This is a genomic window from Streptomyces sp. STAM6 (assembly GCF_054963715.1).
This window is the reverse complement of record NZ_JBUEFZ010000037.1, coordinates 1-12,722: the sequence shown is the minus strand read 5'-3', so window position 1 is coordinate 12,722 and position 12,722 is coordinate 1. Positions and strand designations below refer to the sequence as shown.

11 protein-coding genes are annotated in these 12,722 nt (G+C 72.0%); 5 read left to right on the top strand and 6 right to left on the bottom strand.

Annotation, left to right across the window (positions count from 1 at the left end):
• Window positions 1-52: 52 nt before the first annotated feature.
• Window positions 53-1,063 carry a hypothetical protein gene (locus tag ACY34K_RS29030; RefSeq protein WP_462752353.1) on the top strand — a complete coding sequence of 337 codons (1,011 nt, stop codon included), beginning with the start codon at window positions 53-55 and terminating at the stop codon, window positions 1,061-1,063.
• A 109-nt stretch (window positions 1,064-1,172) separates the two neighbouring features.
• Here ACY34K_RS29030 and ACY34K_RS29025 read toward each other — a convergent pair whose 3' ends face one another.
• Window positions 1,173-3,326: a S9 family peptidase gene (locus tag ACY34K_RS29025; protein ID WP_462752351.1), complete on the bottom strand. Its 2,154-nt coding sequence runs from the start codon at window positions 3,324-3,326 to the stop codon at window positions 1,173-1,175.
• Between the two features lie 156 nt (window positions 3,327-3,482).
• On the opposite strand from ACY34K_RS29025, the gene ACY34K_RS29020 reads away from it, so the two are divergent.
• The 4 genes from ACY34K_RS29020 (at window position 3,483) to ACY34K_RS29005 (ending at window position 7,302) form a co-directional block, all read left to right on the top strand.
• Window positions 3,483-3,677 carry a hypothetical protein gene (locus ACY34K_RS29020; RefSeq protein ID WP_462752349.1) on the top strand — a complete coding sequence of 65 codons (195 nt, stop codon included), beginning with the start codon at window positions 3,483-3,485 and terminating at the stop codon, window positions 3,675-3,677.
• A 43-nt stretch (window positions 3,678-3,720) separates the two neighbouring features.
• Window positions 3,721-4,611 (top strand): N-acetyl-1-D-myo-inositol-2-amino-2-deoxy-alpha-D-glucopyranoside deacetylase, encoded by an 891-nt coding sequence (gene mshB, locus ACY34K_RS29015; RefSeq protein WP_462752347.1) that lies wholly within the window; start codon window positions 3,721-3,723, stop codon window positions 4,609-4,611.
• Window positions 4,608-5,009 (top strand): DUF6113 family protein, encoded by a 402-nt coding sequence (locus tag ACY34K_RS29010; RefSeq protein ID WP_462752345.1) that lies wholly within the window; start codon window positions 4,608-4,610, stop codon window positions 5,007-5,009. The genes mshB and ACY34K_RS29010 overlap by 4 nt, the downstream gene beginning before the upstream one ends.
• A gap of 142 nt (window positions 5,010-5,151) precedes the next feature.
• Complete coding sequence (locus ACY34K_RS29005; RefSeq protein WP_462752344.1) at window positions 5,152-7,302, top strand: peptidoglycan binding domain-containing protein; 2,151 nt, start codon at window positions 5,152-5,154, stop codon at window positions 7,300-7,302.
• Window positions 7,303-7,379: 77 nt separating this feature from the next.
• Here the strand turns inward: ACY34K_RS29005 and ACY34K_RS29000 are convergent, their stop codons facing one another.
• The 5 genes from ACY34K_RS29000 to ACY34K_RS28980 form a co-directional block, all read right to left on the bottom strand.
• Window positions 7,380-7,691: a DUF6193 family natural product biosynthesis protein gene (locus ACY34K_RS29000; protein ID WP_462752342.1), complete on the bottom strand. Its 312-nt coding sequence runs from the start codon at window positions 7,689-7,691 to the stop codon at window positions 7,380-7,382.
• On the bottom strand, window positions 7,688-7,759 hold the full coding sequence (locus tag ACY34K_RS28995; protein WP_462752424.1) for a hypothetical protein: 72 nt from the start codon (window positions 7,757-7,759) through the stop codon (window positions 7,688-7,690). The genes ACY34K_RS29000 and ACY34K_RS28995 overlap by 4 nt, the downstream gene beginning before the upstream one ends.
• Window positions 7,760-7,899: 140 nt before the next feature.
• Window positions 7,900-8,124: a DUF6193 family natural product biosynthesis protein gene (locus ACY34K_RS28990; protein ID WP_462752340.1), complete on the bottom strand. Its 225-nt coding sequence runs from the start codon at window positions 8,122-8,124 to the stop codon at window positions 7,900-7,902.
• Between the two features lie 97 nt (window positions 8,125-8,221).
• Window positions 8,222-8,623, bottom strand: a complete 402-nt coding sequence (locus tag ACY34K_RS28985) for a hypothetical protein (RefSeq protein WP_462752338.1) — start codon at window positions 8,621-8,623, stop codon at window positions 8,222-8,224.
• Window positions 8,624-8,682: 59 nt separating this feature from the next.
• The coding region (locus ACY34K_RS28980) for a DUF6531 domain-containing protein (RefSeq protein ID WP_462752336.1) at window positions 8,683-12,722 on the bottom strand (4,040 nt) is incomplete at its 5' end.

Sequence of the window (12,722 nt, the reverse complement as noted above, 5' to 3'; positions counted from 1 at the left end):
GTGGCCGGTGTTCCCCTTGTCGGCCACCGCGGTGCCCTGGAGCATCGGCTCCGTGACCCTCGCGCGCACGGCCCGGCTCGCCGGCGCGGCCATGTGCGCCGCGCTCGCGGTGCTCGTCGCGGGCTGGACGGTCCGGGACCTCCTCGTCGCACCCGAACCCACCGACCTGTGGTGGTACTGGACGTCGGACACCCCACGGGTCTGGGGTGCCGGCCGTCCGCTGCCCGCCGGCACCCGGTTCGCCACCTCCGCCGTCGACGCGGTCCTGCTCTGCGCCTACGCGGCCGTCGCCGCCACGGTCCCGCGTTCCCCGGCCGCCGCGCACGCGCTGGCCGTCACGGGGGCCGTCACCGTCGCCCTGCGGCTGCCCGGCCTGTGGACGCTCACCGCGCTGCCGATGGGCGCACGGCCCGCGGACCACCTCCAGGCCGCCGCCCTGGTCTCGACGTTCGCCGCGCTGGGCCTCGCCCTCGGGCTGGTCGTCACCGCCGCCCTCGGCCGCCGGCCCGCCAGGCCCGGGCACGACCGGCCACCCGCCCGCCCGGTCCGGGGCGCCCGTGCCGTCCTCGTCGTGCTGCTCGGCGCCGCGGCGCTGATCTGGACCGCCTGGGAGGTCCACTGGACCGGCAGGGTCCCCGGGCCGTACTACGTGGACCGGTTCGCGGGCGGCGAGACGTACCCGGTGCCGCTCCTCAGCGTCCCGCCGGGCTGGGCGAACGCCGTCGTCGTGCTCGCCTGCCTCGCCGCCGCGGCCGGCGCCCTCTTCCGCGCCGTCCACTCCCGGCCCCTCGGGATGGTCGCCGCCGCCCTGCTGCTGGCCCAGGGCGCCACGGGTGTGTCGACGGCGGTCCGCGTCGACCTCCTCGCCCACCTCGGCACGCTGCCCGCCCAGACCCGACTCGCCGTGTTCACCTGGCTGTTCGCCCTGACGGCCGGTGCCCTGGCACTGCTGACGGCGGCCCTGCCCGGCCGGAGCGCACCCATGCCGTCGGGCGGGCGGAGCGGACCGGTCGCACGAGCCCTCCCGCCCCCGCCGCCCGCGTCACCACCGCCGGGCTGGTGAGGGGAGGTGCGAGCGGAGGTCCGAAAGAAACGCCCCAGGGCGTGTTTCGAGGGTCCCGTCCGGCCGGGGGCCGACCTCCGGGCGGACGACGCCACTTTCGTAACACGCCCTAGAGGGCATCGGCACCCGGGTCCTGCCGCTCCAGACCCAGCGACCTCTTCAAGAAGTCGACTTGCAGGAGCAGAAGATTTTCGGCCACTTGCTCCTGCGGTGTCATATGGGACACGCCCGTCAGCGGCAGCACCTCATGGGGCCGCCCGGCAGCGAGCAGCGCGGACGACAGCCGCAGGGTGTGTGCCATCACCACATTGTCGTCGGCCAGACCATGGATGATCATCATCGGGCGGGCGGGGTTCTCCGGCGCGGACAACCCGTCGTCCGTGATCAGGGAGTTGGCCGCGTACACCTCCGGATTCTCCTCGGGCAGCCCGAGGTACCGCTCGGTGTAGTGGGTGTCGTAGAGCCGCTGGTCGGTCACCGGTGCCCCGACGACCGCCGCGTGGAACACGTCGGGCCGCCGCAGCACGGCCATCGCCGCCAGATAGCCGCCGAACGACCAGCCGCGGATCGCCACCCGGTCCAGGTCCAGCGGAAACCGCCCCGCCAGCCCCCGCAGCGCCTCGACCTGGTCGTCGAGCGTCAGGGTCAGCCGCTCCCTGACCGCCTTCTCCCAGGCCGGCGACCGCCCGGGAGCGCCCCGCCCGTCCGCGACCACCACCGCGAAGCCCTGCTCGGCGAACCACTGCGACGTGAGGTGCGGATTGTGCGCCGCCAGGACCCGCTGGCCGTGCGGGCCGCCGTACGGGTCCAGCAGTACGGGCAGCGGCCCGTCGTCCTCCCGGTGGCCCGTCGGCAGCAGCACGGCACAGGGGATCCGGTGCGGGCCCGACGCGGTGAGCGTGAGCCGCGGCGAGAGCGACGGCGCCTCCGCGTACGAGGCGATCACGGCGACCTGCTTGCCGTCCCGCAGCACCCGCACGGTCGTGCCCGGCTCACCGGGCCGCGCCGACGCCAGGACCGTCACCGCCCCGCACCGCACCGCCGCGTGGACGCCCGCCCCCTCCGAGACGCGCTCCACGCCCAGTTCGTTGACCCGGTACACATGAATCTCGCCGATTTCCGGCTCCGCCGCCTCCTCGCCGGCCGACGCCGACACCAGGACGTCGTTGGAGCCGACGTCCAGCACCGCCCGCAGGTGGAGCTGCGCGTTCGTCAGCGCGCGGTCACCTACGGCCAGCACCCGCGCACCTCCCTCGTCCGCGATCCGCACCAGCCGTCCGTCCGGGGCCCACGCGGGCACGCCCGGCAGCAGCTCCAGCCAGTCCGGGTCCTCGTCCATGTGCACCGTGCGCGTCGTACCGCTCGCCGGGTCGACCGCCAGATACACCTGGGTGCGCTGGTCACGGGCCTGCACCAGCAGCAGCGGCGCTCCCGCGGACGACCAGTGCACCCGCGCCAGATACGGATAGCGCGCCCGGTCCCACTCGATCTCCGTACGGGACCCGTCCAGGCCCAGCAGACAGAGCCGCACCTCCGCGTTGGCGGTTCCCGCCGCCGGGTACGCCATCTCCACCGGAGTCCGGCCCGGATGCGCCGGATCCGACATCCACCAGCGCTGTACGGCGCTGTCGTCGACCCGCGCCACCAGCAGCCGGTCCGACTCGGGCGACCACCAGAAGCCGCGCGAACGCCCCATCTCCTCGGCCGCGATGAACTCGGCCAGCCCATAGGTGACGTGCTCCGCCTCCGGCTCCGCCAGCGGCCGGTCGCCCTCGCCCTCCGCGCCGGTCACCCGCAGCGCTCCCCGCGCGACGTAGGCGACGTACCGCCCGTCGGGGGAGGGCCGCGGATCGACCACCGGCCCCCGTACCGGCAGTTCGCGCGCCGTGCCGGCCCGCAGCTCGGCCGTGAACAACCGCCCCGACAGCGCGAACGCCGCCAACTCCACGGCGTCGTCGACGGCGTAGCCGACGATCCCGCCGCCGCCCTCGCGGCTGCGCTCCCGGCGCGCCCGCTCCTCGGCCGGAAGGTTCTCCTCCGCGCCGCCCAGGAGCGCGTCCGGGTCGGCCGCGATCCTCTCGCCCGCCCCGCCCTCGAGGTCGAGGACCCACAGCAGATTCGAGCGTCGCGTCCCGGAGGATGCGCGCAGGAACACCACCCGGGAGCCGTCGGGAGACACGGTGAACGCGCGGGGTGCGCCGAGCGTGAAGCGCTGCGTCCGCGCGTACTGGCGGGGAAAGGAGAGCTGCTGCCTCAAGGTCATGTGACCGAAACTAGCGTGCGTGCGCCCCCATGTGCTGCCGTGCACCGATCGATGCGTCACAACGGATAGTTATGATCCGTAGCGCCATGTGGGTAAGAACCCTCTGGCACATGCGCGCTGCCCGATCCGACCGAATATGTGTGGAGGTGAACCGCCGTGGCACTCTCGATTTCGGTGGTTGTGCTGCTGGCGATCGTCGTCTTCCTGCTGATCAAGAAGTCCGGTCTGAAAGGCGGACACGCGGCGATCTGCATGCTGCTCGGCTTCTACCTGGCGAGTTCCTCCATCGCCCCCACGGTCAGGGAGCTGACGACCAACGTGGCGGGGATGATCGGCGGCATCAAGTTCTAAGTCGTGTCCCGGCCGGACGCCCCCTGCCTCGTAGGGTGTCCGTATGACGGAACTCCCCGCCCGTCGTCTGCTCCTGGTGCACGCGCACCCCGACGACGAGTCGATCAACAACGGCGCCACCATGGCCAAGTACGCGGCCGAGGGCGCCCAGGTCACGCTGGTGACCTGCACACGGGGCGAGGAGGGTGAGGTCATCCCGCCCTCGCTCGCCCATCTGGCACCCGACCGGGAGGACCGGCTGGGCCCTCACCGTGTCGGCGAACTGGCCGCCGCCATGAAGGAGCTCGGGGTCACCGACCACCGCTTCCTGGGCGGGCCCGGGCGCTTCCGCGACTCCGGGATGATGGGTGTCCCGCAGAACCACCGCGAGGGCGCCTTCTGGCACACGGACGTCGACGACGCGGCGCCCCACCTCGTCGAGGTGATCCGCTCGGTGCGCCCGCACGTGCTGGTGACGTACGACCCGGAGGGCGGGTACGGCCACCCCGACCACATCCAGGCGCACCGTGTCGCGACGCGGGCCGCCGAGCTGGCCGCCGAGCGGGCCTACCGGCGTGACCTGGGCGACCCGCACACCATCTCCAAGGTCTACTGGAACCGGGTGCCGCGCAGCGTCGCCGAAGAGGGCTTCGCCCGGCTGCGGGCCGCCACCGGCACGCCGTTCCCCGGCATCGCCGGGCTCGGGGACGTGCCCGGGGTCGTGGACGACGCGCTGATCACCACCGAGATCGACGGCAGCGTCTACGCGGAGCGCAAGGCGGCCGCGATGCGTGCACACGCCACCCAAATCGTCGTCGACGGGCCCTTCTTCGCCCTCTCCAACGATCTGGGCCAGCCGATTTTCGTACGGGAGTACTATCAATTGGTCCACGGGACGTCCGGCGCCCCCGCGGGTGAGCGGGAGCACGATCTGTTCGAAGGCGTGACGTCATGAGCCAACCCGGGGCATGGCTCGCGCAGTCCCCGAAACCGGGCCGTATCGCCGCGTATCTGGGGCTCGCGGTCCTCGGCGCCCTCGTGGGCCTCGCCGGAGCGCTGGTCCAAAGCGGCTGGTTCCCCGGCGGGTTGCTGCTGGCCCTGGCGGGCACGGCGGGCCTCTTCTACGGCGGCCTGCGCGCCACGGGCACCCAACTGGGCGTGGCCGCCACGGGCGCCGGCTGGCTGACCGCGGTCGTACTCCTCAGTTTTGGCCGTCCGGAGGGCGACGGCGTCTTCGCCGGTGGCATCGGTGAGCTGGTGTTTCTGCTCGGAGGCATGGCCGTCGCTGTGATGTGTGCCACCATGACGCGGTTGCCGCAACCGAGCGGGACTACCGGCCGACTTGGCAAGTGACGTGCCCGGACTTCAACCGGAATGACCGTTCACGTTCCCCCGGTCGCGGGTTGCGTCTCGGCGGCGGCCAGTATGGTGGTGCGCGCCGCCGGGCGCCCGCGGGTGTAAGAGCGGGCGGCGGAGCCAACCGGGAGAACCTGCTTTGAGTCGTGAAACTGACAGTTCGTCCTCCGGCCCCCAGGGGCGCGGCGGAGCCGCGTACCCCTCGGGGACACCGCCGTACGGATCGCGCCAGTATCCGTCGCTGCACCCGACGCAGGACGCTCCGGACGAAGTCTCCGGGGCCGATGCGGAACCGGACGAGCCGAAGACCGAGACCACGCTGACCACCCGCATCCGGATCAACATCCCGGGTTCGCGGCCGATCCCGCCGGTCGTCATGCGTACGCCCATGAGCGACACGGACGCGGCGCCGTCGAAGAACGGCGCGAGCGCGGGCGCGAACACCGGAAACGGATCCGGAACCGGATCAAGAGCCGGTGCCGGCTCCGGCGCCGCAGGCGACGCGGGCCGGGACGCCGAGCGCACGGGCAGCACGCCCCGCCCGGGCGCCGCCCCGGGCCCGGCGGCCGAGGCGGCGAGGCCCGCCGAGGAGCCGAAGACCGAGGAGAAGCCCACCAGCGACTGGTTCGCCCCGCGCAAGCCCCCGGCTCCCGCGCCGGCAGCCCCGCCGCAGGCCCCGCAGGCCGACGGTGCCGGCCCCGGCACGGGCTTCGCCCCGTCGGGCCCCGGCACGAACGGTGCGGGCTTCCGGAGCGGCCCCGGTGCCCCGGGCGGCCCGGTCGGCGGCGGCGCCCAGGAGGGCGTCCCCGGACGCCCCGGCGGACCGGCGGGCGGCCCCGCGGGTGGCGGACTCACCGGCGGAGACCCGGTCGGCGGCCGGACCGGCCAGGTCGGCTCGCCGTACTTCTCGGACGCCCCCGAGGCGCCCGCTCCGCGCCCCGGAGGCTCCCTCCAGGACCTCGCCGCGCACACCGACCACCCGGCCCACCCCAGCGGGCCCACCACCGGCCCCGCGACGGGCAGCATCCCGCTCACCCCGCCCATGGGCGGGGTGCCGCGGATGTCGGACGACACGGCGGTACTGACCCCGCAGCAGCCCGCGCCCGAGCCGGGCCCGGTCGGCCCGCCCGGGCCCCCGCCCGGCGGCCACGTCTCCGGCGACACGCTCACCAGCGGCATCCCCGTGGTCCCGCCGGAGCACCGCTCGCCGTTCCCGTCCGGTGGCCCCGCGCAGCTCGTGGCCGACCAGATGGACGCCGACGAGGCCGTGGCGGCCCCGCAGGCGCCCGCCCCGGTCCCGGCCCCCGCCCCCCAGGCGTCCCCGCCCGCCCGTCCCCAGAAGAAGGGCCGCTCCAAGCTGGTCCTGCTGGGCGCCGGAGTGGTCGGCCTGGCCGGCGTCGCCTACGGCGCCGGGCTGCTCCTCAACCACTCCGAGGTGCCGAAGGGCACCACGGTGCTGGGCGTCGACATCGGCGGCGGCACCAAGGAGGAGGCGGTCGGCAAGCTGGAGGCCGCCTTCGGCGACCGTGCCACCGCCCCGCTGCAGCTCAGTGTGGGCGGCAAGAAGCAGCAGCTGGCACCCGACAAGGCCGGCCTGTCCCTGGACAGCCAGGAGACCGTCCGCGCGGCGGCGGGCGCCGACTACAACCCCATCTCGGTGATCGGCTCCCTCTTCGGCGGTGAGCGGGTCGCCCAGCCGGTGATCCCGGTCGACGAGGAGAAGCTGGGCGTCGCCCTGAGGGACCTGGCGGGCGTGTCCGGCTCCGCCACCGAGGGCACGATCCGGTTCGAACCGGGCAAGGCGGTCCCCGTCCCCGGCAAGGCCGGCAAGACGCTGGACGTCCAGCGCTCGATGATCTCGGTCCGTGACGCGTACCGCGCGCAGGTGGAGACGGGCGCGGAGAACGTCGTCGAGCTGCCCGTGGTCACCAAGGAACCGGCGATCACCCAGACCGAACTGGACCGGGCGATGAACGAGTTCGCGAAGCCCGCGATGTCCGACCTGGTGACGATCAAGGCCGGCGGCAAGCAGATCCAGTTCGGCCCGGCCCGGTCGCTGCCGAAGATCCTTTCGATGAAGCCGATCAACGGCAAGCTGATCGAGGTCTACGACAAGAAGGCGATCAACGAGCTGCTGGACGGTGTCTTCGAGGGCATCACGATCACCAAGGGCGACGGCAAGCAGCACGAGGTCTCGGCGGACGACGTGGCCCAGGCGATGCAGACGGCCCTGCGCGGCAAGACGGCCGAGGAGCGCACGGTGACGATCGAACTCGACCCGCAGGGCTGAGCCCCGCGGACCCGCACGGCCCCGTACGCCGAAGCCCCCGCCCGGTCCGGGCGGGGGCTTCGTGCCGCGGTGTGCCCTCAGTTCTCCGGAAGGCCGGCCACGACCAGCGCGAACGCCTCGTCCGGAGTGTCGGCCTCGCCGAGCGTGCCCACCCCCAGGTGCCCCCGCACCCAGGAGCGCCCCGTGTCCAGGGAGTACACCGAACCCCCGACGGGAGCACCGGACGGTTCGCGGGCGAAGAACAGGACACCGTGGCTCACCCCGGGGTACAGCTCACGAAGCCGCGGCTGCGCGTACGCCGCGCGGACCATGGCCGGGTCGACCATGCCCTCTCCCTCCTCCATGAGGGCGCGCCACTGGGCCGCGACGGCCTCTTCGCTGCCGCTCACAGGTCGTCCGGGGTGCCGAGGACGGCCGGTCGGCAGCCCTCGGGAAGGTTCGCGGCGATCAGGTCCATCGCTTCCTGCAGCGTCTCCGTCTCGCCCGCACCGTCTTGTCGGATTCCCGGCGCACGCGGTAGCCGCCGCCGGCCAGCGAGTACATGGTGCCGACGTCGTTCCCGAAGGACCCGGGCGGGCGCGTCGGCGTACGGGGACGTCACAGGTCGTCAGACGTGCTGATGACGGCGGGACCGCACCCGGGCGGATGGTTGGCGACGATCAGCCCGACCGCCTCCTCCGCCGTGTCCGGCTCGCCCAGGACGACCCCGTCGGAATGGCGGACAATGAAGCCGCCGTCGGCACGGCAGCCTCGCTTGCGGGAGCTGTACCCGGTGGTGAATGCCGTGACCCGCCGACGGCCTGCACAACCCCAACGGGGCACACAGACCGTCGTCACGCAGCCCCCGCATTGACCGACAGCGCCCGGTCCGGCCGGAGGCTTCGGTGTGTGTCAGGCGCCGCGCGCCTCTGTACGGAGGTCAGGTGATGTCACCCCAGGTCACGTCCTCGCCGGGCGGCCAGGGCTGCGAGAAGTCGAACAGTGTCGGGTCGTCGATCGCACGGACCGCCTTGCGCCACGAGGGGCGCCCCGAGATGAGGAAACCGCGCCAGTCACCCGATGCCAGTACGTACGTCGCCGTGGGGTCGTTCTCCACGCCATGGCGTTCGGAGATCCGAGAAGCCTCGGCCGCGTCGGCCTTGTGAATGGACAGCCCGTACATCTGGGAATTGATGAGCATGCTGTCCACATGCCCGACATAGATTTCGATGCGAGGGGCCGGGCCGAGCTTCACATCCGTGTCGCTGCGCAGCAGCATCGTCTTGTGGGAGACGGTGTAGCTCCACACTTTGAACAGCCGGTCCGGCTCATGGAATGTCACTGGGTTCTCCTGGTTGGGGCCGGTGCTGACGCAGGACGGCCCGGACGTTCGACGTGGGATCAGCGCCTGGACTTCTTGCCCGGCGGTTCTGGTGGTTGAACCGACTGAGGTTCCGGCACGTCCTCGACGAGCTTATTGTCGGAATACCAGGAGATCGACTGCCACGATCTGCCGCCGTAGTCCTCGCCGTCTTCCAGACCGGCCTTGTGGGCCACGACGTTCCGCGCCACCACGCTCATCTCCCAGGCGGTTCCGTAACCCTCGGGAGGATGCTTCTGGCCTTCGCCTGTACCGAACGGCTTTCCGCGTTCCACGGCGAGGTCGAACGCCTCGGCGATCGACTCCGGAGTGCTGCCCGCCTTCGGCATGCCGTCCAGCGTCACATGGAGTTCGACACGGGGATCCGAGACGGCCGCCATCACATTGGTCATCCAGACGGGCGAGCCGGCCTCGACGTCGGCGAAGGCACGGCCGTTGAAGGTGGTCGCCTCGGGGTGCCCGTGGCTGCGCAGGTGCAGCATGAGCTGGTCCGAGGGCGGATTCACCCCGAGGACGACGCTGGGGTACGTCGGCGGCGGCCTGCCGTCTCCCGCCTCCTCTTCCTCGCACGGTGAGAGCCCCAGCGGGTCGATGAGTAGATGGGGATTGGCGACATACGTGCGGGGATTCGGCACCGGAACGATCCCGAGGGGATCCGGTGTCACATAGCGGGCTGTTTCCGGGTCGTAGTAGCGCTGCACGTTGTAATGCAGGCCGCTTTCACCGTCGAAGTACTGACCGGGAAAGCGCAGCGGTGTGTACGCGGACGCGTCCACGTTCCATGACGTTATGCCCCAGAGCGTGCCGCGCGCCCGCCACGCGAGGTCTCCGTCCTCGCCGATGAGCTCGGTCGGCGTGCCCACCAGATCCGTGACGATGGCGAAGAACCGGCTGTCGGTTTCGTCCTGGGAGGTTCCGGTGACTCGGTACTTGCGTTCCGTCTGAGCGACGGGATGATGGCCGCGGTAGTCCCAGGTGATGGACGTCCTGGTCGCCTCCGGCGAGTCGTCCTCCGAGGCTTGTTCGACGAGCGTGAAACCGTCCCAGGTGAAGTGGGTCCGCTCCAGGGTTCGCGTGCCGTCGGCGGTGACACCTCGTTTGGATATGCGGCGCCCCAGCGGGTCGTAGACGTAGTACCACCGGCTTCCGTCGGGCGTGGTGACGGAAGTGAGCCGATCCTCGGCGTCCCACTCGTACCGCCATGTCCGGCCGCCGAGCGGGCCGGTCCGGCTCACTGTGCGCGAGACCGTGCGCCCCTGAGCGTCGTACTCGTACCGGACGTCGCCGGCCCGCTTGATCCGCGTGCCGTCGTAGCCGCGCGCTCCCGTGGCGTCCTTACCCGGGTGCTGGGCAGGCCAGGCCGCCTCCGTCACGTTGCCCGACTCGTCGTAGGCGTACCGCTCGGTCCAGCCGGGCGCGTCGACAGCGGTGACGCGTCCGGCCCGATCGTGCTCGAACCGGCGGCTGCCGGACAGCTGATCGTCAACGGAGGCGAGCGTCCCGTCGAGGCGGTAGCCGTACCGGCGGGACTGGACGGTTCCCTCCCGGGTGAGGGCCCTTCGTCCGAGCAGCCGGTCGCCGGCGTCCCAAAGGTGGTCGACCGTGGCCACGTCCGCGATGTGACGGGACGCCTCGCGGCCGGCCTCGTCGTACGTGAAAAAGATGTCGCGCCCCGAGGCGGCCGTGAGCCTGCTCCAGTCGGCCGGCTCGTGGTCCCACGTGCTTGTCAGGCCGGTGGGAGTGGTACGCCGGGTGAGCCGGCCGAGAGCGTCGTAACCACGAGTGAGTACCCGGCCGTTGCACGTCTCCTCGATCACCCGGCCCATCGCGTCGCGCTGGTAGGAGAGCTCGGCTCCCGGGCCGGACGCCCTGAGGAGCCGGCCCTCGGGATCGTAGGAGAAGCGGGTCACCGCTCCGTCCACGTCCTTCTCGGCAACCCGGCCGAGGCTGTCGCGCCTGAAGCGGACGGTCTGCTCCGCTCCGTTGCTGCGACTGGTGAGGCCGCCGGCCTCGTCGTAGGTGTACGTGATGGTTCTGCCGTCGAAGTCGGTCTCGGACGTGAGACGGCCCGCCAGGTCGTGCTCGTACACCCATGAGCGGTCCTGGAGCCCCACGCGCACCACTCGCCGCTCGGTGTCGTAGGAGAACGTGTAACGAGCGCCGTCCGGTTCGACACGCGACGCCAGCAGGTCGAAGTGCGTGTAGGAGAACCGGGTCACGGCGCCGGCCGCGTCCGTGCGGGATACGCAGTTCCCTTCGCCGTCGTACTCCCAGGTTTCCTCGGCGCCGTCAGGGCCGGTACGGCCGACGAGGTGCCCCTCGGTCGACCAGCGCAGGCGGGTGATGCGCCCCTGATCGTCCGTGACCGTTGGACGGCCGAAGGCGTCTCGCTCGTAGCGCGTGACGCTCCCCGAGGGCTGCGTGACCGCCACGGGCAAGCCGGCGGGGTCGCATGTGATGCGTACCGTCCGGCTCAGCGCGTCGGTGACGGCCGAGAGCCTGCCTCCGCTCTCGTACGCGTATGAGGTGACCGCGCCGAGCGGGTCGGTGACCGAAGCCCGATTTCCCTGATCGTCGTATGTCAACCGCCACACAGCCCCGTCGTGGCCGGTTACCGTGACCGGCAGGCCCGCGTCGTCGTACTGGACGAGAGACCGGTGGCCGTCCGGTTGCGTGACGGCGGTCCGGTTGCCCCGAGGGTCGTACTCGTAGCGGGTCGTCCGGCCCAGCGGATCGGTGCGGGAGAGCAGGCGGTCGTACCGGTCCCAGGTCTGGCTGACCGTGTGGCCGAGCGGGTCGGTCTGCGCGACGACCTGGAGGTGGTCGTTGAGGACGTAGGTGGTGGTGGCGCCGAGTGAGTTGGTGTAGCGGGTGATGCGGTCGCCCGTCTCCGGGTGGATGTCGTAGGCGAAGGTCGACGACAGGTACCCGTCGGGGCCGATGGTGCGGACGACGCGGCCGGCCGTGTCGTAGACGTAGCGGAAGGTGGAGTCGTTGCGGTCGGTCCAGGAGGTGATGCGGCCTTCGGGGTCGTAGGTGAAGCGCAGGGGGAGGCCGGAGGAGTTGATGACCTCGGTGAGGTTGCCCGTCTCGTCGTAGCCGTAGCGCATGACGGTGGTGGGGCCGTCGGGGGTGCGCAGGGCGAGTTCGCGGACGCGGGCGTCCTCGGTGGTGAGCTGGACGGTGTAGCCGCCGTGGTGGGTGACGGCGGTGGGGGAGCCGTCGGGGCGGCGGGCGAAGGTGATCCGGTTGTCGTTGCGGTCGGTCAGGGCGGTCAGCCAGTAGGCGGGTGAGGTGCGGTAGGGGCTGCCGGTGAAGGAGCGGGTCAGGCCCGTGTGGGGGTCGGTGACCGTGTAGCTGGTCTCGTCCTCGTTCCGGCCGCCGTGGGCCAGGGGCAGCCGCGGACCCTCCAGGGGCATGACGGGCTCGCCGCCGGGGAGGGGCAGGCTCGGGTAGACGAGGGTGGAGCCGTCCTCGCGGGCCCAGATCGCGCCGGTGCCGAGGGTGTCCGGTTCGAGGCGCTCGTCGAGGGTGGAGGCCCAGCTGCGGCCGAAGAAGTGGCCGTAGCGGTACTCCGACAGATGGGTGCGGCGCAGGACGAGCGGGAGGGTGCCGGGCAGGGACAGGTCGGTCTGGGGCAGGGTCATCTCGCCCGTCGCGACGTCGACGGGGTCGTTCTCGCACTTCTTCTTGTTCAGCTCGATGCCGTTGCGGCGCGGGTCGGACCTCACATCCCGCAGCGAATCCGGCTTCAGGTGCGCGTCGCCGCCCTTGCCGCCGCCCTTGCCGGGCCTGCTGCCGCCGTTCTTGCCGTCGTCGGCGTCCTTTCGCTGTCGTGCGAGGCGGGCGGCGGTGTCGGCGTCGTTGTTCTTGTGGTCCTTGGATATCTGCTTGACGGCCTTGGGTAGTGTCTTGCCGACGTGGTCGCCCATGGTCTTGGCCGACTTCACCAGGGCGCCCATGGCCTTCTCGATGACCGGGTCCAGGGCGTCGGCGATGTCGTCGCGGCCCTTGTTGCGGCCCTGGGCCGTCTTCGCCTTCGTCAGCTTGCCCGTGGTCC